This is a genomic window from Alkalimonas cellulosilytica (genome assembly GCF_036325985.1).
GTDB lineage: Bacteria > Pseudomonadota > Gammaproteobacteria > Enterobacterales > Alteromonadaceae > Alkalimonas > Alkalimonas cellulosilytica.
The window spans coordinates 104820-131484 of the sequence record NZ_JAUHLI010000011.1 but is presented as its reverse complement, the minus strand read 5'-3'; the positions used below and the strand labels follow the sequence as shown (position 1 = coordinate 131484).

At 54.8% G+C, this 26665-nt stretch carries 27 protein-coding genes; 8 read left to right on the top strand and 19 right to left on the bottom strand.

Annotated features, from left to right (window positions below; translation table 11 throughout):
- Positions 1–9: 9 nt before the first annotated feature.
- Genes gspL through gspC form a run of 10 tightly spaced genes read right to left on the bottom strand, consistent with a single transcriptional unit; the run spans position 10 to position 10018 of the window.
- Positions 10–1200, bottom strand: coding sequence for a type II secretion system protein GspL (gspL, locus tag QWY20_RS12330; protein ID WP_330129311.1), 1191 nt, complete (start codon positions 1198–1200; stop codon positions 10–12).
- On the bottom strand, positions 1197–2189 hold the full coding sequence (gene gspK / locus QWY20_RS12325; RefSeq protein ID WP_330129310.1) for a type II secretion system minor pseudopilin GspK: 993 nt from the start codon (positions 2187–2189) through the stop codon (positions 1197–1199). Before gspK ends, gspL begins: the two co-directional genes overlap by 4 nt.
- Positions 2186–2842: a type II secretion system minor pseudopilin GspJ gene (gspJ, locus tag QWY20_RS12320; RefSeq protein WP_330129309.1), complete on the bottom strand. Its 657-nt coding sequence runs from the start codon at positions 2840–2842 to the stop codon at positions 2186–2188. The genes gspK and gspJ overlap by 4 nt, the downstream gene beginning before the upstream one ends.
- Positions 2832–3203, bottom strand: a complete 372-nt coding sequence (gene gspI, locus QWY20_RS12315) for a type II secretion system minor pseudopilin GspI (protein ID WP_330129308.1) — start codon at positions 3201–3203, stop codon at positions 2832–2834. Before gspI ends, gspJ begins: the two co-directional genes overlap by 11 nt.
- On the bottom strand, positions 3200–3790 hold the full coding sequence (gene gspH / locus QWY20_RS12310) for a type II secretion system minor pseudopilin GspH (protein ID WP_330129307.1): 591 nt from the start codon (positions 3788–3790) through the stop codon (positions 3200–3202). Before gspH ends, gspI begins: the two co-directional genes overlap by 4 nt.
- A 14-nt stretch (positions 3791–3804) precedes the next feature.
- Positions 3805–4224, bottom strand: coding sequence for a type II secretion system major pseudopilin GspG (gspG, locus tag QWY20_RS12305; RefSeq protein ID WP_330129306.1), 420 nt, complete (start codon positions 4222–4224; stop codon positions 3805–3807).
- A gap of 1 nt (position 4225) precedes the next feature.
- The gene (gene gspF / locus QWY20_RS12300) at positions 4226–5446 is read right to left on the bottom strand and encodes a type II secretion system inner membrane protein GspF (protein WP_330129305.1); all 1221 of its coding nucleotides are present in this window, start codon (positions 5444–5446) and stop codon (positions 4226–4228) included.
- A complete protein-coding gene (gspE, locus tag QWY20_RS12295; RefSeq protein WP_330129304.1) occupies positions 5446–6990 on the bottom strand; it encodes a type II secretion system ATPase GspE in 1545 nt (514 codons plus the stop codon). The genes gspF and gspE overlap by 1 nt, the downstream gene beginning before the upstream one ends.
- Positions 6990–9065: a type II secretion system secretin GspD gene (gene gspD / locus QWY20_RS12290; RefSeq protein WP_330129303.1), complete on the bottom strand. Its 2076-nt coding sequence runs from the start codon at positions 9063–9065 to the stop codon at positions 6990–6992. Before gspD ends, gspE begins: the two co-directional genes overlap by 1 nt.
- Before the next feature lie 29 nt (positions 9066–9094).
- Positions 9095–10018, bottom strand: coding sequence for a type II secretion system protein GspC (gene gspC / locus QWY20_RS12285; protein ID WP_330129302.1), 924 nt, complete (start codon positions 10016–10018; stop codon positions 9095–9097).
- A gap of 152 nt (positions 10019–10170) precedes the next feature.
- Here gspC and hslR point away from each other — a divergent pair, with 152 nt between their 5' ends.
- Both hslR and hslO read left to right on the top strand, forming a co-directional pair.
- Positions 10171–10575: a ribosome-associated heat shock protein Hsp15 gene (gene hslR, locus QWY20_RS12280; protein ID WP_330129301.1), complete on the top strand. Its 405-nt coding sequence runs from the start codon at positions 10171–10173 to the stop codon at positions 10573–10575.
- An 8-nt stretch (positions 10576–10583) separates the two neighbouring features.
- Positions 10584–11438, top strand: a complete 855-nt coding sequence (gene hslO / locus QWY20_RS12275; protein ID WP_330129343.1) for an Hsp33 family molecular chaperone HslO — start codon at positions 10584–10586, stop codon at positions 11436–11438.
- A 15-nt stretch (positions 11439–11453) separates the two neighbouring features.
- Here the strand turns inward: hslO and envZ are convergent, their stop codons facing one another.
- The 3 genes from envZ to QWY20_RS12260 form a co-directional block, all read right to left on the bottom strand.
- Positions 11454–12770, bottom strand: coding sequence for a two-component system sensor histidine kinase EnvZ (gene envZ / locus QWY20_RS12270; protein ID WP_330129300.1), 1317 nt, complete (start codon positions 12768–12770; stop codon positions 11454–11456).
- A complete protein-coding gene (ompR, locus tag QWY20_RS12265; protein WP_330129299.1) occupies positions 12767–13492 on the bottom strand; it encodes an osmolarity response regulator transcription factor OmpR in 726 nt (241 codons plus the stop codon). The genes envZ and ompR overlap by 4 nt, the downstream gene beginning before the upstream one ends.
- Positions 13493–13592: 100 nt before the next feature.
- Positions 13593–13751, bottom strand: coding sequence for a hypothetical protein (locus QWY20_RS12260; RefSeq protein WP_330129298.1), 159 nt, complete (start codon positions 13749–13751; stop codon positions 13593–13595).
- Positions 13752–13983: 232 nt separating this feature from the next.
- Here QWY20_RS12260 and greB point away from each other — a divergent pair, with 232 nt between their 5' ends.
- Positions 13984–14475, top strand: a complete 492-nt coding sequence (greB, locus tag QWY20_RS12255; RefSeq protein WP_330129297.1) for a transcription elongation factor GreB — start codon at positions 13984–13986, stop codon at positions 14473–14475.
- A 101-nt stretch (positions 14476–14576) separates the two neighbouring features.
- Positions 14577–16892: a Tex family protein gene (locus QWY20_RS12250; protein WP_330129296.1), complete on the top strand. Its 2316-nt coding sequence runs from the start codon at positions 14577–14579 to the stop codon at positions 16890–16892.
- 46 nt (positions 16893–16938) lie between these two features.
- Here the strand turns inward: QWY20_RS12250 and QWY20_RS12245 are convergent, their stop codons facing one another.
- The 3 genes from QWY20_RS12245 to bioH all read right to left on the bottom strand — a co-directional run bounded on the left by QWY20_RS12245 (position 16939) and on the right by bioH (position 18947).
- Complete coding sequence (locus tag QWY20_RS12245) at positions 16939–17775, bottom strand: putative metalloprotease CJM1_0395 family protein (RefSeq protein WP_330129295.1); 837 nt, start codon at positions 17773–17775, stop codon at positions 16939–16941.
- A 5-nt stretch (positions 17776–17780) separates the two neighbouring features.
- Entirely contained in the window at positions 17781–18077 is a 297-nt protein-coding gene (locus tag QWY20_RS12240) for an excinuclease ATPase subunit (RefSeq protein WP_330129294.1), read from the bottom strand.
- A gap of 75 nt (positions 18078–18152) precedes the next feature.
- A complete protein-coding gene (gene bioH / locus QWY20_RS12235) occupies positions 18153–18947 on the bottom strand; it encodes a pimeloyl-ACP methyl ester esterase BioH (RefSeq protein ID WP_330129293.1) in 795 nt (264 codons plus the stop codon).
- A gap of 2 nt (positions 18948–18949) precedes the next feature.
- On the opposite strand from bioH, the gene QWY20_RS12230 reads away from it, so the two are divergent.
- Positions 18950–19666: a ComF family protein gene (locus QWY20_RS12230; RefSeq protein ID WP_330129292.1), complete on the top strand. Its 717-nt coding sequence runs from the start codon at positions 18950–18952 to the stop codon at positions 19664–19666.
- A 48-nt stretch (positions 19667–19714) separates the two neighbouring features.
- On the opposite strand, the gene QWY20_RS12225 is transcribed toward QWY20_RS12230, so the two are convergent.
- A complete protein-coding gene (locus tag QWY20_RS12225) occupies positions 19715–22261 on the bottom strand; it encodes a M14 family zinc carboxypeptidase (RefSeq protein ID WP_330129291.1) in 2547 nt (848 codons plus the stop codon).
- A gap of 127 nt (positions 22262–22388) precedes the next feature.
- On the opposite strand from QWY20_RS12225, the gene nfuA reads away from it, so the two are divergent.
- Genes nfuA through QWY20_RS12210 form a run of 3 tightly spaced genes read left to right on the top strand, consistent with a single transcriptional unit; the run spans position 22389 to position 25123 of the window.
- Complete coding sequence (gene nfuA / locus QWY20_RS12220; protein ID WP_330129290.1) at positions 22389–22967, top strand: Fe-S biogenesis protein NfuA; 579 nt, start codon at positions 22389–22391, stop codon at positions 22965–22967.
- A gap of 21 nt (positions 22968–22988) precedes the next feature.
- On the top strand, positions 22989–24029 hold the full coding sequence (locus QWY20_RS12215; protein WP_330129289.1) for a polysaccharide deacetylase family protein: 1041 nt from the start codon (positions 22989–22991) through the stop codon (positions 24027–24029).
- Positions 24030–24052: 23 nt separating this feature from the next.
- A complete protein-coding gene (locus tag QWY20_RS12210; protein ID WP_330129288.1) occupies positions 24053–25123 on the top strand; it encodes a hypothetical protein in 1071 nt (356 codons plus the stop codon).
- On the opposite strand, the gene QWY20_RS12205 is transcribed toward QWY20_RS12210, so the two are convergent.
- Together QWY20_RS12205 and cyoE are read right to left on the bottom strand one after the other, a co-directional pair.
- Positions 25120–25761, bottom strand: a complete 642-nt coding sequence (locus QWY20_RS12205; protein WP_330129287.1) for an SCO family protein — start codon at positions 25759–25761, stop codon at positions 25120–25122. The genes QWY20_RS12210 and QWY20_RS12205 overlap by 4 nt on opposite strands.
- Positions 25751–26665, bottom strand: coding sequence for a heme o synthase (gene cyoE / locus QWY20_RS12200; RefSeq protein WP_330129286.1), 915 nt, complete (start codon positions 26663–26665; stop codon positions 25751–25753). The genes QWY20_RS12205 and cyoE overlap by 11 nt, the downstream gene beginning before the upstream one ends.

Here is a 26665-nt window from a genome sequence, read left to right as displayed (position 1 = left end):
CTGCTTTCCTCATGCTGCCTTTCTCATACTGACGGTGCCCTGCACCTTGCTGCCATCATTGCTGAGTGCACCCTGGTCTACCTGATAGCCGGCTTGTTCCAACTGATTTTTCAGCCGCTCAAAGCTTTGGAAACCATCCGCCTTGGCCTGAAAGCGCAGCTCGGTACGCCTGGCATCAAAGCGCAGATTGTCCAGCTGCATATCGTTGACCGAGGCCAGGTTATTTTGCAAATCAAGCAGCAGCGCCAAAAAGTGTTGCTCATGCTGCGACAAGCCTGCCTGCTGCAGTTTACGCTGCACCAGAGCCCGTAAGTTCACCACCGACTCACCTGGAAAAGCTGCCTGATAGGTCTGCACCGCTTGCTGCTGCAACGCCCTGGCCTGCTGACCATAGCGCCAGCCTTCGACAGCCGTCAGGGTCAGATACAGCGTCAGGCAAACTCCAGCCAGCACGGCTGCAGGCTGCCACAGCTGCCAGCTTTTATTCACCGCCCGCTTGGGTGCGTAATCCCCCTGCAGTAAATTAATGGCCGGTTGCTGCGCCTGTCGCGCCAGCAATGCCAGTGGCAGCTCTGGTTCTGCCAGTTGGTGGACTTGTTCAATGTAGCCGGGCCAGGGGCTGTAGCTGGTAAGCTCAGGCAAGGCCGCCAGTTCCAGATAATCCGGCCACCATTCATGCTCTACACTGGTCGCCTGCCAGTCGCCCTGACGCAGCAACCAACTGCCATTAAATTCAATCGCAGCCGGTAACGACTCAGTGGGCAGCAGCAGCGCATCAGGTACCAACTGCCGCGGCTGAAAACCAGCCTCGGTTAACCAGCTGAGCCACTGCTCAAGCTGGGCTTTTTTGCACAGCGCCAGTTGCTGCAGATACTGGTCCTGCTCTTTTCGTACCGAGCCAAGTGCCAGCCAGAGCTGCTCGATGTCTTCAGTGACATCCTCTTCCAGCATATAAGGCAAAGCCTGCAGAATTTGCCGGCTGGGCTTCGCCGGCAGTGCCACCTCTTTTAACACCACATCTGCGGCTGGGACCAGCACCAGTACAGGCCGTGGCCCCAAACGCTCGCCCAATTGCTCAAGCGCTGACGCCGATGGCAAATCGCCGGAAGCAATGATTTCCTGTGCAGCAGTCGACCAGACCAGCCAGCTCACGACTTGATCGGCCCGGCTGCCCAGGCGGATCAGCAATTGTTCACTCACCCAGCACCTCCAAAACGTCTGGCCAACACAGTGACACGTTCACCTTCCTGCACTTTGAGGATGGATTGCATTTGCATGCCTGTCTCCTGATAGCCAATACGGGCTGTTAATTGATAATATTCCGACGATACCGTCACCAATTCCTTCAGGCTTTCTTCCACCTGAATGCCTGCCAACGGGCCTGTGCCCCAAAACTCTTCCGTACTGCTAAAGCCATTGTCTGGCCGGCTGGCGATCACTTCCAAGGCAGCCGACTGATCCAGCTCTGCAACGATGGCGCTGAGTAACACCGCCGTTTCTTCGGTCAGGGTATTGGCATTGATGCGCAGCTGCTGATTGTCCGGGATCACGCACACATAAGGTTGCAGCAATTTGTAATCATCCGGCGTCACATCCAAAATAGCCCGAAGCTCAGTCACCGTTCCCATCAGGGTATTGCCGGTGTAGTACGGAAATGGCAAGGCTGCATAGTCATCATCTTCCGCGCTGCCGGCGGTTCGTAGCAAACTGTCTTCATCCAGCCAGTCGGCAATGCGTGCCATCAGGTACTCGGCAGGCATGGATAAATCCAATGCCACCAGCTCCAGCAAACGCTGAAAGCTTTGCTGCTCCACCGTAGCTTCCTGCTGAGCCTGGCCTGCCGGGGCAGGTGCCTGATAGAGAGCGTTCAGATTAAAGCAGCCACGCAGATCGGTAATCACCCCACTGATGGTACCATCCGGTACCGGAAATTGCGCCCCTTGCTGCGCCCAGTCCTGTCCCAGGTGACTGGTTTCCTGGCCCTGCAACGAACGGCGCAGAATTTGGCGGGCAAAGGCTTCCGCTCCCATCGCATACCAGAATGCCTGTTGCTGTTGCTGCAGGTTCTGCTGGCGCTGCAAGGTCAGCTGCAGGCGGCCGCTCATCGACACTGCAATCACCACCACAATGGCAACAATCATCAGCACCAGTACCAGAGCCACACCTTGCTGGCGTTTTAGCGTCGTCATCGGTTGCTCTCTGCGGGTTGCACATTGCCATCGGGCAACAGGATCACCCGCTCGATCTCACCGAGCTCTGCATGCCCAATCCGCACCCGCACCGCTGCCGGCCATAAGGCATCGGCCCAGCGCTCTTCCCAGCGCTCACCGACCAGGTAGCGGATCTCAAGCTCAGTAATCCCCTCCAACAGCACCTGCACTCTGGGTTCAGTGCCTGTGACCGCATCCGGATACAGGGTGTACAAGCGCTGCAACTGCTCTTCCTGCAGCCGGTAACCAAGTGCCTGCAATTCACTGCGCAGTAAAATCATACCGGGGTTGCGCCAACCGTGCTGGGTGAAGGCAATGGCATCGGCTTCGCTTTCCAGCAAAAAGCGGCCCCCTACTAAGCGTTCTTTGCGCGGTGCCTCGCCCTGCACCCGGATATGACGGCTGCTGATTTGCATCAAATCACGCTCCAGCAGCATCAGGGCAAACTGCAGCTGCTGCAACCGCTCCGCTGCTTGCTGCGATAAGCGATCGCCGGTAGTGACACTGCTGAGTACGGCCACCGACGCCAGCCCCACCATGGCAAAAATGGCGACCGCCAATAACATTTCAATAAAGGTAAAGCCGCCAACCCGGCAGCGGACCTGGTTACAGGCCATGGTGTTAGCCGCCATGTGGCCGCCCCACAAAGGTAATCAGGCGATACAGCACATCATCCGGCTGCTCCGCCAACACCACCCTTAATTCGACCTGCCGTAAATCATCGTCCTCGACCCGGCTTACCCGTTGCTGCCATTGCCAGTGTCGGTTCGCCATCTCGACCTCCCCCTGACTTTGCTCAGCCGGCGGCCAGTCGGTCTCCAGTTGCAGCAGCACCAACTGGTTGGCCGCGACATAACTGGCAACCGTGATATCTTCCAGCATAGCGACCGCCCGGATATGCTCGGTGACGGTACGCATTACCGCCAGGCCAGCGGTCGCAAAAATCGCCAGTGCAAACAAGACTTCAATCAGGGTAAAACCACGGCGCATCATGGCGGTGAACTCTCCACCGAACTGCGCTTCAGAGGAATACTAAACTCCCCCCGCAGCTGCACATACCAAAAAGGTCGCTGGCTTTCATCCTGCAGCAGTAATTCGAAGGGGGTAATTTCACCGGACGATAAAATAAAAATATGCGGCAGCACCGCCTCTTCTTCCTCGTCCGTTTGCAGGTGTTCAAGTCGCTCGTTCTGCCAGTTCAGCGCGCCCAGCATACTGTCCTCCTGCCAGGGCAGGCCTTCCAGTTCCAGTTTAAGTTGCTGCTGACCGGCCAGATCGTGCCAGCCCAGGCTGGCCGGCGACTCAACCGGTTGCCAGCTGTCGTCCTCCGGCACATACACCAGAAACTGATAGCCATTGGGTTTGATTTGTACCCCCCACTCCTGCTGACGCATCAGCGCGGTCTCGGCGGCAAAGTGAAACAGTTGCTGAAAGCGTTTGGCTTCCTGCTCCAGCTGATCATCGCGGCTATCCCAGGAGAAATTCACCACCACAGCGCTGACCAAAAGCCCCAGCATCAGAATGACCAGGATGACTTCCAGTAAGGTAAATCCCAGCGCTGCTCGCTGCGGCTGTTTCATTGGATGCCTGCTGCTTACTTATCAATATCCCAGTTGCCGATATCGTCATCGGTGCCCGGAATACCGTCTGGTCCCATGCTGAAGATATCAATACGGCCAAACTGGCCCGGACTGGCTAACTGATATTCATTGTTCCAGGGATCCCGTGGTAAACGGCGAATAAAGCCACCTTCCGGAAAAGAGCGCGGCACCGGTTCTGTCGTGGCTGGCTCCACCAGCGCCCGCAACCCCTGCTCGCTGGTTGGGTAAAAACCATTGCGCAGCCGGTACATATCCAGTGCGTTTTCCAACTGCTGAATATCGACCACCACTTTTTGCCGATCGGCTTCTTCTTTGTTGCCCAGCACATTGGGCACTACCAGACTGGCGATGATCCCCAGGATCACGATCACCACCATCAGTTCCAGCAAACTAAAGCCCCGTTGTTTGTTCATGTTACCCACCTACCATATGATTAAGTTCTAAAATTGGCAGTAAAATTGCCAATACAATTAAAAAAACCAGGATCGCTAGCGTGATCACCACCACAGGTTTGAAAATTTCCAGTGTCACCGTCATGGTCATTTCAAACTCCCGATCCAGCGTATCCGCCGTACGGATCAACATGGTATCGAGCTGACCACTTTTTTCGCCACTGGCGATCATATGCAGCATCATCGGCGGAAACAGCTTGGTTTGCTCCAATGCATTGCGCAGTGAACTGCCTTCCCGCACTCGCAAGGTCGCATCGGCTACCGCCTGCTTCATGTAGCTGTTGCCGAGCACATCGCCACTGATGCGCATCGCTTCCAGTAACGGAACTGAGCTGGCATTCAAAATGCTCAGGGTGCGAGCAAAGCGTGCGGTATTGATACTGCGGATCACCTTACCAAACAAAGCGCTGTGCAAGATCATCTGATCGTAGCGGTAACGGATCTCTGGCCGCCTTAATAACCGTTCGACCATCACAGCCAGCAATAATATCCCAAGAAAAAACCAAATTCCGTATTGCCGCACCACATCACTGGCACCGATCATAAACCGGGTTAGCAAAGGCAGCTGCTGCCCCATATGCTCAAACTGCTCTGTGATCTGCGGCACCACCGCCGACAGCAAAATGGCAATCACCGCCAGCGCCACCACCACCATCACTACCGGATAAATAGACGCCATCAAAATCTGATTGCGCATATGCTGGCGCTGTTCGGTGTAATCGGCCAGCCGGTTCAGTACCTGATCCAAATGACCGGACTTTTCACCGGCGGCAACCATGGAGCGGTACAAATGATCGAACACATGCGGAAACTCGGCCAGGCCTTCTGCCAGGCTGTAGCCTTCCACCACTTTGGAGCGTACGCCCATCAGCATGTTTTTCAGCCGCGGCTTTTCACACTGCTCAGCCACCGCCAGCAAGGCATTTTCAATCGGTAGCGCTGCCGCGACCAGGGTGGCCAACTGACGGGTAATCAGGGCCAGATCGGCGGTCGGAATAGAGCGTTTGAAAAAACCTTTGCTGCCAGCGGCGCTTTTTTCCTGTTTGGCGGCCAGCTCGACACTGAGCGGGGTCAGTTTACGTTCGCGCAGCAATTGCCTGGCCTGGCGGGCATTATCGGCCTCCAGCACGCCTTTGCTTTTTTTGCCGCGACTATCCAGCGCCTGATAGGTAAAAGCCGCCACTAAATATCCTCACGGGTCACGCGCAGCACTTCCTCCAGCGTGGTTTGACCGGCCAGTACCTTGTCAAAACCATCGCGGCGAATGCTGGGGCAGTTGGGCCGCACATACTTTTCAATGCTTTGCTCACCTTCACGGTTATGGATCATTTCCCGGCTGTGATCGTCAATCACCAACAGCTCATGAATGCCGGTCCGGCCGCGGTAACCGGTAAAGTTGCAGTGCTCACAGCCTTTGGCCCGGTAGATAATGGCCTCATCTTTTTTCTCAACCCCAAGCAGCTTACGCTCTTCTTTGTCCGGGCTGTGTGCTTCTTTGCAGTGAGGACACAGGGTACGCACCAGCCGCTGCGCCAAGACCCCAAGCAAACTGGACGACAGCAAGAACGGCTCGATGCCCATATCTTCCAGCCGGGTAATGGCACCGGCCGCAGTATTGGTATGCAGGGTCGACATCACCAAATGGCCGGTTAAACTGGCCTGCACCGCAATTTGCGCGGTTTCCAGATCGCGAATCTCCCCCACCATCACCACATCCGGGTCTTGCCGCAATATAGCGCGCAGTCCACGGGCAAAGGTCATATTCACTTTTGGGTTGACCTGGGTCTGGCCAATGCCTTCCAGCTCATATTCAATCGGATCTTCCACCGTCAAAATATTGCGGTCCTTGGTATTGATCTCGGTCAGGCCGGCATAGAGGGTGGTACTTTTCCCCGAGCCGGTAGGGCCGGTCACCAGCAAAATACCATGCGGCTTTAAAATCAGTTTGGAAAATTGCTGCTGTATGGCGGGCGTCATGCCCAAATCGGCCAGATTCAGGTGGGAGGTGTTTTTATCCAGCAAACGCAGCACCACCCGCTCACCATGACTGGAGGGCATGGTCGAAACCCGCACATCCACCGCACGGCCGGCAATTTTCAAACTGATACGGCCATCCTGCGGTACCCGTTTTTCGGCGATATCCAGCTTGGCCATGACTTTGATCCGCGAGACCAACAAACTGGACAGCTTGCGGTTGGGCCGCAGTACTTCACGCAAAATGCCATCGACCCGAAACCGCACCACCAGGGCTTTTTCAAAGGTTTCGACATGGATATCGGAAGCTCCCAGCTTAATGGCTTCGCCCAGCATGGCATTGATCAGCTTGATAATGGGTGCATCGTCTTCGTTATCCAGCAGATCTTCCGTTTCCGGAATATCTTCGGCCAGCGACGCCAGGTTCACCTCGTTGCCGATGTCCTGCATAATTTGCTGCGCTTCCGAGGAGTCGCGCTGGTAGCTGGCCTCGAGCAGACTTTCGAATTCAATGGCGCCCAGCTTCTGAATGCGAAAAGGCTCGCTGAGCATGCGCCGTACCTCCAGCACCGCTTCGGGCTTGGTGGCAGGCTGGACCGACAGCACAAAACCATCCGGCTGTTGCTGCAATAACACCGAGTGACGCTTGGCAAAGGCAAAAGGCAGCCGAATGCGGGTACTGACCGGCTGTACTTCCGCCAGCAGCTCGTCATCCAGCAAGGCTTCTGCATCTGTAGATAGCAGATCGCTCATCAGTCGCGCTTCCCTTCCTGCTGTTGCAGGTACTCGTTAAAGCTCGGAGGCAAAATCAGGCTGTCGTCCCACTCCGGCAACACCGCCTGCGGTGTGCGTGGCATCAGTGGAATACCGCGCTCATCGCGGATCATTTGCTCGGCACGAATGTAGTTGTATTTGCGCTGGCTGATTTCCGACATAGTCGCACCATCCCGTACGATGGAGGCCCGGATAAACACCATCAGATTGCGCTTGCGCTTGCTGACACTGGTGGATTTAAACAGGTGCCCCAGCACCGGAATATCACCCAGCAATGGCACCTTGGACACACTTTCCTGCACATCCTCATCAATCAAACCACCGAGCACCACCACAGCGCCATCATCAGCCATCACCGAGGTACGGATTTCCCGTTTGTTGATGGTGATATCCACTGCGGTAGCGCCGCCTATGCTGGAGACTTCCTGCTCAATCATCAGCTGCACCGCATTGCCTTCGTTGATTTGCGGTGTGACTTTCAGTTTGATACCCACTTCTTGCCGGTTCACTTGCTGGAAGGGGTTGGTGTTGTTGGAGCCAACGGTGGAACCGGTAATCACCGGCACCTCCTGCCCCACCAGGAAAAAGGCTTCCTGATTGTCCATGGTGGTAATATGGGGCGTGGCCAGAATATTGGAGTTGGTGCTGGTACGTACCGCCTGCAACAGGGCCGCCCAGTTGCCTTGGTACACACCCAGCATGGCGCCGTTTAGACCCTGCAGCGCCTGAGCCAGCACCGAGTAATCCCTTGGTGAGTCTTGAGTCTCTGTTTCAATAACTGCCCCGGTAGCAGGATCGCGTGTTCTGGTAATGGTGCCCCGGGTAATCTGCGAAGCGACGGCCGCGCCTGCAGCCACATCGACAATCGGCACCACATTGCCCGAACGGAAATTGGTACCGCCACCATGCTCGTTGATCCATTGCACGCCCAAATCGGTACCGGAGCCATCAAACACTTCGACAATAATGGCCTCGACCAGCACCTGAGCGCGGCGGATATCCAGCTGTCGAATCACTTCTTCCAGCGAACGCAGTAAATCCGGTTGCGCGGTGATAATCACCGCATTGCTGTCGGCATGGGATTCAATGCTAACGCCGCGGCCCTGCGTACTACGGCGAGGCTGACCTTGTTGCTGCTGAGTGCCACTGGCTTCGCTGGCAATGCTTTCACCCACACTTTTCAGCACCGGCACCAGTTCTTCGGCCTTGGCGTACTTCAGGTAAAACACCCGGGTATTGCCACTGGTTTCCAGCTCGGCATCGAGCCGGCGCACCAGCTCCACCACCCGCTGCCGCGCCTGCGGCTCACCGCTGACCACCACACTGTTGGTGCGTTCATCGGCGACAATGCGCGGGATCAGGAAATCCGGTTGCTCACCACGTCCCTGAGAGCGGTAAATGCTTTCCAGCACCCGCACCATTTCACTGGCCGAGCCATAATTCAGCCGGATGATCTCGACTTCCTGATCACCAGCCCGGTCGACCCGCTGAATAATGTCCACCAGGCGATTTACCACGGCGGCAGGCCCGGTCATCATAATGACATTGGACGGATCGTAATTGACCACATGACCACTGCCGGCCTGATTACTGAACTGGCGCAGCAAAGGCGCCAGCTCGCGCACCGAGACATTGCGCACCTGTACCACCCGGGTCACCATCTCATCGCCCACGCCAGGGTTCTCATCACCGACCACTGGAATATTGGAGGTTTTGGCGTCTTTGGCCCGCACCACTTTTAAAATGCCGCTTTCCATTTCCACCACAGCAAAACCATAGACTTCCAGCACATTTAAAAAGAACTGGTAGTACTGCTCGGCATTGAGCATCTCATGGCTGCGCACATTGACCCGGCCACGCACCTGCGGCTCCACAATAATGGTGCGCTCTAAATTCATGCCAACAATGTTGATAAACTCATTGATGTCGGTGCCACGGAAGTTGGGCGAGTACATCACTTCTTCATTGCTAACCACTGAAAAGCTCAGTCCTGCCGCCAGGCTGAGAACGGCAAACTTACGGCAAAGCCGTGTGAGAAAAGACCCTGACTGCATGTTGACTATCACCATCTGCTGAATCGTTGTTATTGGGACAGGTTAAACTGAATGTCGATCAGCTCACCATCCCGTTCTATACGCACAGAAGCATCGCTTGCTTCGCGCAGTTGTCCAAGTACCTGATTGGCCTGTTGCAGGTCGGTCAATGGAATACCATTGATTTCTACGGCCAGATCATTTGGCCGAAAGCCAAGCCGCTGAAATAACCCAGGATCCCGGCCAGGCATCAGCCGAAAACCTCGCAGCTGACCGTCAGGCTGATGGGGTGTAACCCGGATAAAATCGAAAAAGCGGGTCGGCTCAGCCAGAATGGCTTCCCGCTGGGCGGCAAATTCAGCTTGGTCGAGGCTTGGCGCCTCAGCTTGCGGGCTGGTCATCTGGGGCTCATCGTCCTGATCGGCACGGCCCAAGCCTACATTGGCTTCAGCGATGCGGGTAAACTCAATACCATCCAACATCAGAGTTTCAAAACGGCCTGCTACCTGCAGCAATACCCGATCATTAAATACCTGATACAGGCTGGCATTGGTACCTTCAATTTGCTCGCCCACTTTGTAAGCGAGCTCCGAGCCACGACTTTCAATCACGGCACTGCCTACATTCGGGTCCTGGCCTGATACCAGGCCGGTCAGCTTCACATTCAAACGAGTTTTCGGGGCTTCGGTCACGACCGGCTCTGGCCTTACTTCGGCTTGCTGGCTGGCTTTACCAAACAAAGAAAAACTGAGTAACCGCTGTAGATCGGTGCCACTGCGGCTGGACACAGCGCTGCGTTCACTGCCAGGCTGCCAGGTGTCAGCAGCTGGCTGCGGCAGCAATTGCCAGGTTAACCGGGCCAGTAGCCAGCCCAGCAACAGAATCAGCAACACCGCCAGCAAGCGGCTCAGCTGCTTTTGCGGCAGGCGCTGGGAGAAATGATTCAGTTGTTGGGAAAGGGACTGCCAATTCATCGGTCATATTCTTATAATAGGTGACGGCTCATCTTACTGAGTTGTCACTCAGACAACAAGGGGCTCGACAAAGTTTCACAGCTTGTTAACTGTGAAATTGTCGTGATTGGCCTACTGTATAACAGATGAGCGCAAGCGACCAGAGGATTATGATGAACAAGCCAGTAAGCCAGGAGTTGCCAACTGTCCGGCTGGACAAGTGGCTGTGGGCCTGCCGCTTTTACAAAACCCGAACCCTGGCCAAAAACATGATCGATGGCGGCAAAGTGCATTACAATGGCCAGCGCTGCAAAGCCAGTAAGCTGGTTGAGATTGGTGCTACCATTAAACTGGCCCAGGGCTATGATGAGAAAACCGTGCTGGTCAAAGGCCTGGCTGAAAAGCGACTGTCGGCCCCCTTGGCCCAGGCGCTGTACGAAGAAACCAGCGACAGTCTGGCCATCCGGCAAGAGCGGGCTGAGCTGCGCAAAACCAACAGCTTATTTGCGCCGCACCCGGACACCAAGCCCGACAAGAAAATGCGGCGGCAATTGCTGCTGATTAAATCCCAGCAATGAGAAAGATGATGAGTTCAGATACTTTATTCCGTTTTTTGTTTCAAGAACGCAATGTGCGCGGTGAAATCGTCGATTTAGCTGCCAGCTTGCAGCAAATGCTGCAAAACCACGATTACCCTTACCCGGTCAAACAGCTGTTGGCCGAAATGGTGGCAGCTACCAGTCTGCTGACCGCCACCCTGAAGTTTGAAGGGGATATTTCGGTACAATTGCAAGGCGATGGCCCTGTCCGCTATGCCACCGTCAATGGCAGCGATCAACAGGTATTCCGTGGTGTGGTACGAATGCAGTCGGAAGTTCAGGGCGAAGGCTTAAAAGCTCTGGTTGGCGATGGCTATTTGCTGGTCACCATCACCCCGAAGCAGGGGGAGCGCTATCAGGGCATTATTCCGCTGACTGGCGACAGCTTAAAAGAGACGCTGGAAGCCTATTTTATCCAGTCCGAGCAATTACCAACCCGGGTGTATTTATTTACCGATGTGCAATCCGAACAAGTCAAAGCGGCGGGTATGTTGTTGCAGGTGTTACCGGTTGAGCAGGAAAAGTCGCGCCAGGACTTCGACGAGCTGGTGATCCTGGCCGATACCATCACCGCCGATGAGCTGCTGAATTTGCCAGCGGCTGAAGTGGTGCATCGCTTGTTTCATCAGGAACAGGTAGAAGCTTTCCCGCTGCAACCCGTCCGCTTTGAGTGTGGCTGCTCCCGCGCAAAGTGTGCATCGGCTATTGTCAATCTGGGCGCCGATGCCATCCGGGAACACCAGGCAGAGGGCCAGCTGAATATTCAATGCGAATATTGCCTGACCAACTACCGGTTTGATGCAGCCGATTTACAGGACTTGTTGCAATCCATTGAATCCTGAGCCTGTCAGGGTGAACTAGTTCACCGCTTTGGCTTTGAGTGGCAAATACACCCGCACCACCAGGCCGCCATGAGCGTGGTTGTGCAGGGTGATCTCACCATGGTGCATGTCGATAATCTTTTTGATGATGGCAAGTCCAAGCCCGGAGCCACCTGAGCCCCGGGCTATATCGCCCTGAGTAAAGGGTTCAAGCATAGCCTTCATACTGGCTTCAGGAATACCAGGGCCATGGTCGCGTACCTGCAGGTAAACCATGCGCCGGCCCCGCTCAAAGCCGGTGCTGATTTCAATATCACCGGTACTGTAACGCAAGGCATTTTCCAGCAGATTGTTCAATACCCGCTTCATGGCAATGCGCCTGAGCGGGACCTTTGGTAAATCCGCTGCCAATTCATGCAACAACTGCCGCTGCTGCAAATGTTCGGACTCCAGCAGCTCATCAATCAAGTCATTCAGACACAGGGATTGCAAAGCTTCATCCTTGTGATGCCGAATGTAGTCCATAAACTGATCGATGATGGCATTCATATCCTCGATATCATTGATAATGCCATCTCGGATCCAGGCATCCTGCTCTGGCAGCATTTCGCTGGCCAACCGAATTCGGGTCAGCGGTGTGCGTAAGTCGTGCGACACCCCGGCCATCAGCAAGGCTCTGTCCTGCTCCAGATGCTTAATGCCGGTGGCCATTTGATTAAAAGCGCGGGTCACTGCGCGAATTTCACTGGAGCCCTTTTCTGCCAGCGGTTCGGGGATTTCCCCCCGGCCAACACGCAACGCTGCCTGCTGCAGACTTTTCAGTGGCCGGTTCAGAGTGCGGGCAAACCACCAACCGCCAGCCACACTGAGCACCCCTATCATCAGCAAATAAAACGTCAGTAAGGAAAAGCTGCTTTCATCCAGCCCGGACAATGGAATGCGGATCCAAAAGTCCGGTGCCTGTGGCGCCCGCACCCAAAAGGCCAGCTGCTGGCCCTGCTCGATTCTGACCTCCGCTGGCCCGCCCAGCTCTTCCGACATCGCAGTCGACATAAACTGATAAAAGCGGGCTTGTTGTAAGCCATGCTCCAGTGCTAATGCATCGGGGTAGACCTCAATATCAGTCGCATCCTGAAAGCGTCTGGCCATGGCTTCTGTCAGCAGCGGTTCCGCTTGATCGTGGTCAATAAAAACTACTTTGATTTGCTTGGCAATCAGGTGGTTGATTTGCTGCGCCGTGGGTTTAATCACATGAAAAGCCACGGTGACATAGGACACCAGTTGGTTAATCAACAACAAGAGGCCAATCAGTAAGACGGTCTGACCAAAGGCGCTACGGGGCAGTAATCTCATTTACTGACCGCACCATCCGGTACAAACACATAGCCCAACCCCCAGACCGTCTGGATATAGCGCGGATGCGCCGGATCATCTTCCAGCATGCGCCGCAACCGGGACACCTGCACATCAATGCTCCGTTCCATTGCGGAATAGTCGCGGCCACGCGCCTGATTCATCAATTTATCGCGTGACAAGGGCTCACGCGGATGGCTGACAAGCACTTTGAGCACGGCAAACTCCCCACTGGTCAGTGGCAGCACCTCATCGTTTTTACGCATTTCACGGGTTGCCAGATTAAAGCGGAAGGGACCAAAAGCGACGATGGTCTCCTCTTGCGATGGCGCACCCGGCAGCTCTTTGCTTTTGCGCCTGAGAACCGCCCGGATCCGTGCCAGTAACTCGCGTGGGTTAAAGGGTTTGGGCAGGTAGTCATCGGCCCCCATCTCGAGGCCAATAATACGGTCTACTTCATCGCCTTTGGCCGTTAACATAATAATCGGGATTTGGTTTTCCTGCTGGCGCAACTTGCGGCAAATACTTAAGCCATCTTCGCCAGGCAGCATCAGATCCAGCACCATCAGATGAAAGTGTTCACGCTCCATCACCCGCTGCATCTGGTCATAATCAGCCACCGCCCGCACCTGGAAGCCCTGCTCCACCAAATAGCGCTCCAGCAATGCACGCAAGCGCACGTCGTCATCCACTACCAGAATTTTTGTCGTTTCCGTGGTCATGCCCAGGCACCCTGTCACTTTTTTTCCACTATAAACCAAAACAAACCCGGGGAAGAGCCCCGGGTTTGAAAACAGTGTTACAAAGTTTTTCTGTCCGTCTTTACTGCTGCCGCATTCGCTCGTATTCAGCCCGGGGGATTCGCTTCATCGGTGGATTCACCCAGTGCATCTGGTTCGGCAAAGAGCTGTTGCGATTGGCCGCTTCTACCAGGCGCATTTGCTCGTAATCCATCACCCAGACATAATCTGGCTGAGTCACTGACGAACAGCCACTTGCACTCAACAACGCTATAGAGCATATCGATAGTATCGTCTTTTTCATCTGCAGGTACCTCCCAATCTCACTCTAATTATAGTTTATTTTTTGTACAATCCATGTTGTGGAGTAAACTTTGTGACCAGATGCCGGTTTACCGCCAGCGAAGGCTTTAAATTGAGTGGTAATGCCCCCATGAAGCAGGATCTGTTCATTGGCAACAACCGGGCTTCGCATGAGAACCAACTTAATCAGCCGGCAAGGTTACCTGAAGCTGCAACAAGAGCTGGACCAGCTGTGGCGGGTAAAACGCCCCGAAGTAACACAAAAAGTCAGTTGGGCGGCCAGTCTTGGTGATCGTAGCGAGAATGCAGATTACCAGTACAACAAAAAGCAACTGCGTGACATTGACCGCCGGGTCCGTTTTATTCGGAAGCGGTTGGAAGTACTCAAGGCGGTGGATTACGCACCTGAGCAAGAGGGCAAGGTGTTTTTTGGTGCCTGGGTCGAGGTGGAGAACGACGACGGCGAAGTACGCTGTTTTCGCATCGTAGGCCCGGATGAAATCTATGGCCGGCGGGATTACATCTCCATCGATGCACCGATGGCCCGCGCCTTGCTCGGCAAGCAAATCGATGATGAGGTGCAGGTGCCGACACCGACCGGCCGGAAAAACTGGATTATCAATCGCATCGAGTACCGGGTTGATGCAGAAGACGGCAGCTGAGCAATTGCCATTGGATTTTTTTCTGAAGAACAGGGACAATTCATCCCAATTATTTTGTGACCGCCAGTTTTGATTCTGAAAGCTGGCCATAGGAAACATGCATGACCATCAAGCTTGAACAACAAATCGCTGCTGAAATCGCCGCTCGCCCCGAACAGGTGCATGCCACCATTCAATTGCTGGACGACGGCGCCACCGTGCCTTTTATCGCTCGTTACCGCAAAGAAGTCACTGGTGGCCTGGATGACACCCAGTTACGTACGCTGGAACAGCGGCTGTCGTACTTGCGCGAACTGGAAGAGCGGCGTCAGCTGATTTTAAAAACCATCGCCGAACAGGGCAAACTGTCCCCTGAACTGCAACAAGATATTCTTGCGGCCGATAACAAAACCCGGCTGGAAGATTTGTACCTGCCCTTTAAGCCGAAGCGCCGCACCAAAGGCCAGATGGCAATTGAAGCAGGCCTTGAACCTTTGGCCGATGCGTTGCTGGCCAACCCGAACCTGAATCCGGAGCAGGAAGCAGACCGCTTTTTGAACCCTGAAGCCGGTTACAGCGACAGCAAAGCCGTGCTGGATGGCGTGAAGTACATTTTGATGGAACGCTTTGCCGAAGATGCCAACCTGTTGGCCCGGTTACGTCAGCAGCTCAGCCAGCATGGCGTCCTCAAAAGCAGCGTGGTGGCCGGTAAAGAAAAAGAAGGTGCCAAATTCCGCGATTATTTTGAGCACAGTGAGTTATGGCGGCAACTGCCCTCACACCGGGCGCTGGCGATGTTCCGCGGCCGCAACGAAGGTTTCCTGCAGTTGCAACTGCTGCCGGACAGCGATGAAACCGAAGCGCACCAGCGCTGCATTGCACTGGTCGCCAGCCATTTTAACCTGAGCAATGAAGGTCGCCCAGCGGATGCTTTTTTGCAGACCGTCGCGCAATGGACCTGGAAAGTCAAACTGCACCTGCACCTGGAAAATGATCTGCTGAGCGAGCTACGTGAGCGCGCTGAAGCTGAAGCCATTCAGGTATTTGCCCGCAATATGAAAGACTTGCTGATGGCCGCACCGGCCGGCCTGCGCCCGACCATGGCGCTGGATCCGGGCCTGCGTACCGGCGTGAAAGTGGTGATGCTGGATGAAACCGGCAAGCTGCTGAGCAGCCAGACCATTTTCCCACACGCGCCGCAAAATCACTGGGACAAGTCCCTGCGCACATTGCAAAATCTGTGTCAGCAATTCAAACCAGAGCTGGTGGCGATTGGTAATGGCACCGCGTCGCGTGAAACCGACCAGTTAGTAGCCGAGCTGATGAAAAAACATCCGGAACTCAAACTCACCAAAATCATGGTATCGGAAGCCGGCGCTTCGGTCTATTCAGCCTCTGAGTTTGCTGCCCAGGAATTTCCGGATCTGGATGTCTCCTACCGCGGTGCGGTTTCCATCGGCCGGCGCTTACAAGACCCGCTGGCAGAGCTGGTGAAAATTGAACCCAAAGCCATCGGGGTGGGCCAGTATCAGCACGATGTCAACCAGAGCCTGCTCAGCAAATCGCTGGAGGCCGTGGTCGAAGACTGTGTGAACGCGGTCGGTGTTGATTTGAATACCGCCTCGGTTCCTTTACTGAGCAAGGTGGCAGGCTTGAATAAAACCCTGGCACAAAACATCGTGCTGCACCGTGAGCAACATGGCCGTTTTAGCAACCGCAAAGAGTTGCTCAAAGTAGCCCGGCTCGGGCCCAAAGCCTTTGAACAAGCCGCCGGCTTTATGCGCATTAGTGCCGGTGATAATCCGCTGGATGCCTCCGGCGTGCACCCGGAAGCCTACCCGGTGGTTGAAAAGATTCTGGCCCAGCACCAAAAATCGGTGCAGGACATTCTCGGCAACAGCGACTTTATCAGCAAACTGAAGCCGGACGACTTTGCCGATGCTCACTTTGGCATTCCGACCATCAGCGACATTTTAGCTGAGCTGGAAAAACCCGGCCGGGATCCCCGGCCAGAGTTTAAAATGGCCAGCTTCAAAGAAGGCGTCACTACCATCGACGACTTAAAACCTGCCATGCTGCTGGAAGGCGTGGTCACCAACGTCACCAACTTTGGTGCCTTTGTCGATATCGGCGTGCATCAGGATGGCCTGGTGCATATCTCCTCCTTGTCCGATACCTTTGTCAGTGATCCGCACAAGGTGGTGAAAGCCGGGGATATCGTTAAGGTGAAAGTGCTGGATGTGGATAAAGAGCGCAAGCGCATTGCACTCACCATGCGGATGGACGAGCAGCCAGGCCAGGCCTCAACAGCGAAAGCCCCCGCCAGCAAAGGCAAAAACCAGCAGCCCCGTGCCGCCAAGCCGGCCAAGGCTGCAGCCCCAGCCAACGCCGCCATGGGCAATGCCTTTGCCGACGCACTGGCGAAACTGAAAAAGTAACAACGATAAAAACCGGGCAGTGGCTAATGCCCGGTAAAGCAGTCGATTAGACTTGTTGACGCAGACTAGTCAGCGAGGGCCTGGTGGCTTGCTGGTAAAACCCGGCAATGACGTCATTACGCCGTTGCAGCGTTTCTTTGTCAGACGCTGCAGCCGTATTGGCTGCTGGCACCCGGATCTGCTCTTCGGCAGACGTATCGGCCATCGCCCGGCGCGGTGTTGAGGGCTCATTACTGCGGCTTATCGCTTCTTTGGCCATCTCGGCTCTGGCTGCCAGCATACGTCGGCTGGCGTCTGCGGCAATACGCCGATCGGCAGCTGAAGGCTCCACTGGGGCCAAAGCCGCAGCGCGTACTTGCTGCATTTTTTGCACGGTAGCCTGCGGGTCGCCGGGGATCTCAGACAGATCAATTTGTACTTCACCGCCTACAGCGTATTGATTGCCGTCCGGGCCGCGCTCATAAGTGTAAGTAGGCGCACTGGCGTATTGGCCGCCCACCGCTGCATGTGCTTGTTCGTGGGCACGGACTTCACGATCGCGCGCCTGCAGCTCACGCAGCTCCTGCTGCTCAGCACGCTCTTGCTGACGCTGTTGTTCATCCTTAGAACGACTTTCTTGATCCCGCTCTGCATCCTGCTCCCGACCACGAACCGCAGCACCAGTTTCAGTATCCGCTTGCTCGTTACGCTGCAAATTATTACTAGCAGGAGGCTGCTGTTGCTTCGCTTTGTCGTCGCTGGCAATCGGCTTTTCTGCCGAGTTCTTGGCGGCTTCCTGTACCGGTTCAAACAGATCCCGTCGCTGATTATCCCGACGCGCCATTTCCGTCGCTGGATTGGCGGTATTCAGGCTAACATTGGGATAGTGCGAGGTGATCAGCATAACGACTAAGCCTTGGTATCAATCAAGGTGCCGAGCACACTGCTGGCTGTTTCAATGGAACGGACATTGGCTTCTGCCAATCGTTGCTGCACAGTAAGATCCACCAGGCTGGCTTCCAGGCTTGGCAACGAAGTTGAGGCCGCTTGAACTGGTTGCTGAGCATTTTGCGCGGCCTCAGTATTGGCTGCAGGATCAGCCTGGCGCTGGGTTTGCCGGTTGATATTGAGTGTGCTCTGGGTCACACCATCGCTGGCCGACTGCAAGCCTTGCATGCCGGAAGCAAAAGCCGATTGGATGTTCATAGGCACCTCATTTTATCGGACTGCAATGGTTAATTATTAACCATTTCGGGTAAAAAATAAAGTGTGTGGGGCCAATTAAGCCGGTAATTGCTGCTGGATCTGCCGTAACCAGGCGGCACTTTCGACAGGGTGCGAAATAAAAGGCGCGTGCGAAGCATGGGGAAAACAATGCGTCTGAACAGCGGGCATCAGCTGTTGCAAGGCAGGCTGCACTGCAATTGGGACCAATGTATCCAACCGGCCAAAACCAGCAAATACCGGCACCTGGAGCCGTGCCAGTTCCGCACGCAGATCACAGGATTGCAGCAGTTCCAGGCCACCCACCACAGCTACTTGCTGCGGTTCGGGCAGCTGCAAAATGGCCTGTCGCAGCTGCTTGATATCGTCTTTGGCACTAGGGCTGCCCATCGCCTGAATCGCCAGAAAGCGCTGAATAGTCAACGGGATGTTGTGGCTGAGCTGCTGCTGAAACTGGCTGAAGATGCGCGCCGACATGCCGGGCCAGTCGGCTTGTGCCATAAAACAAGGCGTGGAGGCCAACAATACCAATGCCTGCACCTGCTGCGGGTAGCGTTTGGCTAACTCAATCGCAACCAGGCCTCCCAATGACCAGCCACACAGCACAGCTTTGGCCGGCAGTTGTGGCTGCAACTGCTCAGCCAGTGCCGCCAAAGCATAGGGTTCAGGGCAGTTTTTGCTCAGCCCGAAACCGGGCAAATCCAGCGTATTTACCTGCCAGTCGCGCTGCAAAAGCGCTAACCATTGCAGCCAAACCGCCTGATTCATTCCCCAGCCATGCAGTAATACCAAGTCCGGCTTGCTCTGCTCGCTCACCTGTTCCATACTCCAAAATAAACGCCAGATAAACATTTATGTTACAAAAAATCCTGCACCAGCTGATGCCGAACCGCTGTCTGTGGTGCGACTTGCCGGTGCATCAGGCCGGACAACAAATGTGCAGTTGCTGCCAACACGCCTTGCCTGGCTTTGATATCGTCTTTTATCAAGGTAATTTGCTGTGGCTACCCGCTGTGCAACAAGGCTTACCTAAACTGCATGCTGAGCGCTTGCTTAGCTTAAGCTGGTACCAACCGCCTTACGATTATGCCATCAGCCAATGGAAGCTCCAACAGCAGCTGGCTGCCGGCCACTGGCTGCAGCAGCAATTTCATCAGTTGGCAACGCAGTATCAGGCAGCAGGTTTTCCGCTACCGGATTGCCTGTGCTACATCCCGATGCCAACCCGGCGTTATCTGGCCCGGGGTTTCAATCAGGCAAAACTGTTAGCTGAGGTGTTAGCAAAAGCCTGGCAGATCCCGGTGTTGCCGCTGCTGCAACGTCAGCGCAGTGGGCTGCATCAGCGGCAATTAAAACGCTGGCAACGCCAGCACAACACCAAACGACTGTTTCAATTAAACCCGGCCTTTCGCACACAGCTGACACAACTTGGCCAGATCGCGCTGGTCGATGATGTCATCACCACAGGCAGTACTTTGCAACAGGCGTGCCGTTGCCTGCAGCAAGGGGGAGCCGCGCCGGTTCAGCTCTGGACCTTAGCCATTACCGCCAAAGACAGGCGACAACATTAGTCGCCGTCTTGTAACGCCATCCTTGTCGCTTTTGACGGCACACCTGCTTTATTCGTCCTCTTCCGCTTGCAACCGGGTATTGAAGCTGTGCCCCAGGTAAATAGCATTGACCAACAATCGGCTGGAGCCTTTAAAGTAGCCCCGGAAAACCGGGTTATCCGTCATCGCAATCACCCGCCCCCGGCCATGGTTGTGTGCCAGTAAGGCCGCGGCCTGGCCAATGCGCGGTACCAGCTCCGGTGCTGTATAGCCAGCCAGATGTGGCTGCTCACTGTACAGCGCGACATTTACAAAAGGAGCGTGCGAGGGTTGCAGCAGCAAGGTGCTATTTTTAAACAAGGGCAGGCGATCACGCGGCAAGCCAAAGGTAAGCGGATGGCTGCGATCCAGCTCTGCTTCAAAAATAGCTCCGGCAATGCGTTGTCGGGCAGCCAGCGCTTCCTGATCACTGTATCTGAGCTGCTGGTGGGAAATCATCCGGTTCATTTCCGCCGGTTGCCAAACCTGAGCCTGCAGCAACTCATGCTGCACCAGCCAGCTCACCGCGCGTTTTTGCCCCCAAAGAATCCCCCCGTCATTCAACCAGCGCCGGAGTGCTTCTTGCTCAGCACTGTTCCATTGTTGGTAGCTGCCATCTGGCAAGATGATGTGGCTGTAACGGCTTAAATCAATGCGACTAAAACGCTCAGGTTCTACCATACTCGGTGAGATCCCTGCCAAACGTTCCAGGTTGTACCAAAGCTCACCCGCTTCGGTCGAATTAATACCAGGCCCGGCAATCAGCAGCACCTGAGGCAACTGCACCGGCACAAAACGGAAACTACCAAGATCACTGCCTGCTGGCGTTAAACCCGTTTGAATGGCAAAGACCGGCAACGCAAAGCGCTGCTGAGCTGCTTGCAAACGGGCAAACCAATCAGGCTCTTGCTGTAAACCCGCCGGGATCAGCACTGAGCCAGCAACAAACGACTGAGGACCGTCACTGCTGATGGCTGTAAAATCAGCCTGAGCCATTCTGGCCACCACGCCTTCAGCCAGCAGCGCCTGCAGCAATAAAGGGGCCTGCTGATCTTGCCAGCCAAACGCATAGGCATAAGCACCAGCCTCTGGTGCCGGCACAGACTGAACGACTTCAACCCAAGGCTCATTGGCCAGGGCTCTGGCCGGATCACGCTGTACCTGACGATACTCGATGTTGTAGGCGTAAGGTAAAGTCCAGCTGGATACATCGTAAAAGGTATTGTCCGGGAAATTTTTGCGGGTACTAAAAGCGCCTTTTAGCAGCCGATACTGGGCTTGTTGCAAGGGGACAAAATAACTTTCCCCCGCCTTGTAGCTGTACTGACCATCCTGCCAGTCGCGTTGCAGTGGATAGACCTCAATCTGATGCTGGCGCAACAGCCGAAGCAGTGCATGCAGCCGGCTTTTATCCTCCGCCTCGGTTAGCATGTAACCACGAAAATTTTCCTGCCGAGCTTCAGTTTGACCGAGGCGGAAAAAATCCTGCTGATAGCGCTGCAACTCAACCCGGTATTCCACCGCGCCGCGGATGGTTGATAACGACGTCAGCAACTGATTACGAATGGTCCGTTCAAAGGTCAAGAGCCCATGGATGGACTCCTGCACATGGCCGCGGCTGCTGGCCTGCTCATACAAAATACCAATACCACCGGTCACATCCGGGTAGGTGGAGCCTTTGCCAATGTAAAAGTCATCAAAACTTTCTTCGGTGTAATACAGCTCTTTCGCCTGATCCAGAGTTGCGGCATGGAACTCTGCCAAGGTGCGGGTCAGTTCAAAATTGCGCTCGGGTGTCAGCGGGTAATTGCGACTGGGGATCCCCGGCTGGAAAAAATAGGTGCTGTTGGTGCCCATTTCATGAAAATCCCCCAAGACCTGTGGTAACCAGCGATGGTACTCGCTGATCCGGGCCTGACTTTCCGGATGTTGCAGCAGCAACCAGTCCCGGTTTAAATCAAACCAGTAATGGTTGGGGCGACCATTGGGCCAGGGCTCGACATGCTCGCGGTGCTGCGGATCGGCTACCGGTGTCTTACCCCGATGCATATTGACCCAATGCGAAAAGCGATCATGCCCGTCCGGGTTCAGACTGGGCTGAATAATGATCACCGCTTCATCCAGCCACTGCTGCACCTCAGTGCTTTGTGCCGCCGTCAGGTAATACGCCAGCGCCACAGCCGCATGGGCCGCACTGGGTTCATTACCGTGTACCCCATAGCCTAGCCAGACGACTACGGGCGCATCTTCTGCCAGCGTTTGACCCTGACTTTGCGCCAGATTTTGCTGGCGAATGCTATCCAACCGAGCCAGGTTTTGTTCGGATGAAACCACCAACTGCAGCAAAGGCCGGCGTTCATGGCTGTAGCCTATCACCTGCAAAGTAGCCAGCGGTGAATGGGCCGCTAAACGCTCAAAATAGTGCTGGATCTGATCATGCCGCCAGTGCCACTCGCCCATCGCAAAGCCTGCTGTCTGATCAGGCTTTGGTACCTCAGCATCAAAAGAAGTATCCGGCCAGACAGCAAGTGCAGGTAAACTACAGGTAAGCAGCAGAACAAGCAGAATTTTTTTCATGGCAAACTCTCTAAAGTGGCTGTCTATAGTGTCCAATAAAGCCACGGCAAACTCAAGCCGGGCTGGAAACCACTGCCAAGGAAGAGTATGATAGGTTATAACCTAGTAAATTAGTCAGGTACTACCGATGATTTCCATTTCTGAAAGTGCACAAAGCCACTTTGTTAAACTGCTGGAGAAGCAACCAGCGGGTACTCATATTCGCGTCTTCGTGGTCAACCCGGGCACGCCCAGCGCGGAATGCGGTGTGTCTTACTGTCCACCCGATTCAGTGGAAGAAAGCGATCAGCAGTTGCCTTTCAATGGTTTTGCCGCTGTGATAGATGCCGAAAGCCAGCCCTTTTTGGTGGATGCTGAAATCGATTTTGTTACCGATCAGATGGGCTCACAGCTGACACTAAAAGCGCCGAATGCCAAAGTTCGTAAGGTGAATGACAATGCGCCGCTGCGTGAGCGGGTGCAGTACATGATTGATGCCGAGATCAACCCGCAACTGGCCAATCACGGCGGCAACGTCCGCGTAGTAGAGCTGAGTGATGAAGGTGTTGTTGTGTTGCAATTTGGCGGTGGCTGCAATGGCTGTGCTCAGGTTGACTTAACCTTAAAAGAAGGCATCGAAAAGGAACTGCTGAATCGATTTGCCGGCGAGTTAACCGGCGTCAAAGACATTACTGAGCATCAACGCGGTGAGCATTCTTATTACTAACTTTGCTTCAGAGGTGTAGCCATGAGATCTACTCTGTTTGCCCTTTTGCTGCTTGGGCTGACGGTACTGCTGCCTGCCAGGGCTGCGGTGATTTTGATCTATCATCATATTGCTGAAGATACCCCCAGAGTCAGTAGTACCACCGAAGACGAACTGCGCCAGCACCTGACCCATTTGCAAGAGCATGGTTTTGACGTGGTAGGGCTCGATGTGCTGCTCAGCAAACTGCAGTCCGGTGAGCCTGTGCCGCACAATGCAGTAGCCATTACCTTTGATGATGGTTATGCCAACAACTACACTGCAGCGCACCCGATTTTGATGGAGTTTGGCATGCCGTACACCATCTTTATCAGCCCTGGTGATATTGATAACCGCACTGGCCCGGTAATGAGCTGGGAGCAAATCCGCCGCATGAGCGACGATGGTGTGCTGGTGGCCAACCATGCGATGCACCATGAGAAAATGGCCCAGCCAGAGCCGGGGGAGTCCGAAGCCGACTGGCTTAAGCGGATGCGGCAAACCATTCTGGATGCGGAGCAGCGCATTAAAGAAGAAACCGGCCAAAGCCACCGGTTTCTGGCCTATCCCTATGGTGAATTCAGCCCGAAACTGGAAGCTTTGGTGAAAGAACTGGGTTTTATCGGCATTGGCCAGCAATCAGGCGCGGTCGGCCCAACCACCAAACTCACCCGGGTACCGCGTTTTCCAGCCGCCGGGCGTTTTGCTGAAATGTCGGATTTAGCGCAGAAACTGCGTACCTTGCCCTTTACCATCCTGGAGCATGTGCAAGCCGATCCAATGGTAAGCAGCGAACACAACCCACCGACCCTGTCGCTGCGCCTGCAGGTAGAAGATTTCCGGCCCTCGCAGCTGCGCTGTTATGCCGGTATGGAAGTGATCGAGCCGGATTGGCTGGACGATGGCCAAACCTTTATTGCCACCGCCAGTAAACCGGTGAACCGCGGCCGTAGTCGTTACAACTGCACCGTACCTTCCATCAGCAAACGCGGTTATTTCTACTGGTATTCCCAGCCCTGGTTATTTGGTCGCTCCAGCGATTAATGGCCGCACACAAGGACGTGTGAATGACACTCTACCTGCTGTTACTTGTACTCAGCTCGCCCACCTTGGATGCTAGCTCACCTTATTGCCAGCGCACTGAACGCGCTGCGTTTTCCGTACATGCTAAAGACGCCGGGAACGATGTCCGTTACCATCCCCGCTATTGTCTGATGGCAAACCGCGAGCCTGATGCCGGCAGTTTAATCCTGCACAGCCAGCAAAGCGCTCGTGTGATGCGGCAATTAGTGCGAACCATGCAGCGCACACCTGATGCAGACAAAGTCGCTTTAGCCGATGCGGTATTGTATCGTGCCAGCCGTCGCTTTTGGCTTTCACCTGCGGCAAACAATGCATGGACTTCTATCACGCCCGGCTTACGACAAGACAATCAACTGTCCTTTCATGGGCTTCGGTTCTTTATGAACCAGGAGCTGGCCCTTTACGATGACTGGTGGAATTATCTGCAACAAGGAGATTTTGGCCCCAGCTACCAACCAGACATTATCCGAAGCGCCGAGCACATCTTGTATGCCGATTTAGCAGGGCCCAAAGCGGCGGAGGCTGAACGAACCTACTTCCACTGCACACGCGCGGAATCTTTGTCTGCGCGCTCTGGGCACCCCGCCCTGCCGCCAGCCTTGTTTTCGCCAAACTACTGTCTAATGCTGGATGATACCCCAACAGCTGAAGCTTTATTTCTGCGCCCACTTGCCATTGAAGGCATAGCAGTGCGCTTTCAGGAAGCACTGACCAAACTGGAATCGCTTGAGCAGCAGGCAAGTTTCATCGATTTGTTGCTACGCAGGCTTACACGCTTGAATTGGGTTAGCATAGCGCTGCCTGAGCAGACAGCTGCAGAGCAGGGAGTTATTCGGGTGCATTACCCTGAAGAAAGACCAGAGCGCTTGCAAGCGCATTCTTATGTCGCTATTGACCTATTCGGCGAGGAGCCCGCTGAACTTGCTGCCGTACTTTTGCATTTACAAATCAAGGGTGGCATCGACTCACGCTGGCCAGTCACCCGTTTGGTTGATTTGGTGTTATTTGCCAGCGAAGCCGAACAGCCTAGAGCCCCGGCAAAGCAATCCGATTAGCTGCGGGCCAGCTGGCGGATCACCCAGGGGAAATCGGCCAGCAAGTCCTCGCTGCGCACTGTCGGTACCCGCCCTTCCACCAGTTCTGGCTTGAACATCGCCACCAGCTGACCTTTGGGATTGATCAGCACAATGGAAGCACTGTGATCGACCAGGTAGTGCTCATCCGTGGTGCTGGACATGGCATACATCAGCCCTAACTGACGTACAAAAGGAAACAGTTGATCATGGCCGGCCGTTACCCCGGTAATGGCCGCTTGCTGAAAATACTGCACATAGCTGGCCATTTGCTGTGGCGTGTCGCGATTAGGATCCACCGACACAAACCAGATGTTCAGCGGTTCCGGTACATGCTGTTGCAGCTCATCATGCAAACCAGCCAGTTGCGCCAGTGTTAGCGGGCAGATATCCGGGCAATAGGTATAGCCGACAAAAGCCAGGGTCCACTGACCATAGAGCTGCTCCCGGGTGACAGCAGAGCCGGTATGGCTGGTCAGCTGAAAATCAGCCAACACCCTAGGCTGCGGGTACAACAAAGTATGCTCCGGTGTATGACTGGGCTGCAAGAAATGATAGCCGACAAAGCCGGCAACCAATGCCAGCACTGCAATCAGTGGAAAGAGGATTTTATTGGCCATAAATTGGTGCTATTTTCAGATAGTGGTCCAGTAAGAGTACCAGAAAAAGTACCATCAAATGAACAATGGAAAAGCGGAACATCGCCATCGCCTGGCCGGTGCTATCAGCAAACTTTAAGCGCCAGGCGTGCTGCATAAAACGAAGATTCAGCAAACAGGCCCCAACCAGATAAATCAGCCCGGTCATGCCCACCACATAAGGCAGGAGGCAGACAATAAACAGCATGATGGTGTACAGTAAAATAGCGCTCTTGGTGAACTCGATGCCATGGGTGACCGGCAGCATCGGCATGTTGACCTTGGCGTAATCATCGCGGCGGTGAATCGCCAGCGCCCAGAAATGAGGCGGCGTCCAGGTGAAAATAATCATCACCAGCAAGAGTGCATAGCCATGCAACTCCCCGGTCACTGCCGTCCAGCCCAGCAGCGGCGGCATAGCACCGGCCAGGCCTCCAATCACGATATTCTGTGGTGTGGCGCGCTTTAAAAACATGGTGTACACCACGGCATAACCAAACAGGCTAAGCAAGGTCAACCAGGCAGTCAGTGCATTAACCCCCAGATACAACATGGCAAAGCCACTGCTGGCCAAGAGCAGCGCAAAGGCAATGGCCTGACTGGAGCTGATCCGGCCTTTGGCCACCGGCCTGCTATGAGTACGCGCCATCTTGGCATCAATTTTCTGATCAACAACATGATTTAAGGCTGCAGCGGCAGCCGACAGCAACCCAATGCCCAGTGTTGCCAGCAGCATCACGGTCAAATCAGGCAGACCAGGCACTGCCAGCATCATGCCGACCCAGGCCGTCAGCACCAGTAAAGCCACCACCTTGGGCTTGGTCAGCTCCAGATAATCACGCCAGCTGCCAAGCGCATACCGGTTCAGTTGTTTGGCGATGGCCAT

Excerpts from the sequence above, each read along its gene's own strand:
- gspH (WP_330129307.1), bottom strand. The coding sequence starts at position 3,790 with ATGAAACAGCCGCAGCGAGCAGCGCTGGGATTTACCTTACTGGAAGTC.
- gspD (WP_330129303.1), bottom strand. The coding sequence starts at position 9,065 with ATGCAGTCAGGGTCTTTTCTCACACGGCTTTGCCGTAAGTTTGCCGTT.
- gspK (WP_330129310.1), bottom strand. The coding sequence starts at position 2,189 with ATGACGACGCTAAAACGCCAGCAAGGTGTGGCTCTGGTACTGGTGCTG.
- gspJ (WP_330129309.1), bottom strand. The coding sequence starts at position 2,842 with ATGGCGGCTAACACCATGGCCTGTAACCAGGTCCGCTGCCGGGTTGGC.
- QWY20_RS12210 (WP_330129288.1), top strand. The coding sequence starts at position 24,053 with ATGACACTCTACCTGCTGTTACTTGTACTCAGCTCGCCCACCTTGGAT.
- QWY20_RS12215 (WP_330129289.1), top strand. The coding sequence starts at position 22,989 with ATGAGATCTACTCTGTTTGCCCTTTTGCTGCTTGGGCTGACGGTACTG.
- QWY20_RS12225 (WP_330129291.1), bottom strand. The coding sequence starts at position 22,261 with ATGAAAAAAATTCTGCTTGTTCTGCTGCTTACCTGTAGTTTACCTGCA.
- hslO (WP_330129343.1), top strand. The coding sequence starts at position 10,584 with ATGAGTTCAGATACTTTATTCCGTTTTTTGTTTCAAGAACGCAATGTG.
- hslR (WP_330129301.1), top strand. The coding sequence starts at position 10,171 with ATGAACAAGCCAGTAAGCCAGGAGTTGCCAACTGTCCGGCTGGACAAG.
- gspG (WP_330129306.1), bottom strand. The coding sequence starts at position 4,224 with ATGAACAAACAACGGGGCTTTAGTTTGCTGGAACTGATGGTGGTGATC.
- QWY20_RS12230 (WP_330129292.1), top strand. The coding sequence starts at position 18,950 with ATGTTACAAAAAATCCTGCACCAGCTGATGCCGAACCGCTGTCTGTGG.
- nfuA (WP_330129290.1), top strand. The coding sequence starts at position 22,389 with ATGATTTCCATTTCTGAAAGTGCACAAAGCCACTTTGTTAAACTGCTG.
- QWY20_RS12240 (WP_330129294.1), bottom strand. The coding sequence starts at position 18,077 with ATGAACATCCAATCGGCTTTTGCTTCCGGCATGCAAGGCTTGCAGTCG.
- QWY20_RS12245 (WP_330129295.1), bottom strand. The coding sequence starts at position 17,775 with ATGCTGATCACCTCGCACTATCCCAATGTTAGCCTGAATACCGCCAAT.
- gspE (WP_330129304.1), bottom strand. The coding sequence starts at position 6,990 with ATGAGCGATCTGCTATCTACAGATGCAGAAGCCTTGCTGGATGACGAG.
- bioH (WP_330129293.1), bottom strand. The coding sequence starts at position 18,947 with ATGTTTATCTGGCGTTTATTTTGGAGTATGGAACAGGTGAGCGAGCAG.
- QWY20_RS12250 (WP_330129296.1), top strand. The coding sequence starts at position 14,577 with ATGACCATCAAGCTTGAACAACAAATCGCTGCTGAAATCGCCGCTCGC.
- gspI (WP_330129308.1), bottom strand. The coding sequence starts at position 3,203 with ATGATGCGCCGTGGTTTTACCCTGATTGAAGTCTTGTTTGCACTGGCG.
- gspC (WP_330129302.1), bottom strand. The coding sequence starts at position 10,018 with ATGAATTGGCAGTCCCTTTCCCAACAACTGAATCATTTCTCCCAGCGC.
- QWY20_RS12205 (WP_330129287.1), bottom strand. The coding sequence starts at position 25,761 with ATGGCCAATAAAATCCTCTTTCCACTGATTGCAGTGCTGGCATTGGTT.
- ompR (WP_330129299.1), bottom strand. The coding sequence starts at position 13,492 with ATGACCACGGAAACGACAAAAATTCTGGTAGTGGATGACGACGTGCGC.
- envZ (WP_330129300.1), bottom strand. The coding sequence starts at position 12,770 with ATGAGATTACTGCCCCGTAGCGCCTTTGGTCAGACCGTCTTACTGATT.
- greB (WP_330129297.1), top strand. The coding sequence starts at position 13,984 with ATGAGAACCAACTTAATCAGCCGGCAAGGTTACCTGAAGCTGCAACAA.
- cyoE (WP_330129286.1), bottom strand. The coding sequence starts at position 26,665 with ATGGCCATCGCCAAACAACTGAACCGGTATGCGCTTGGCAGCTGGCGT.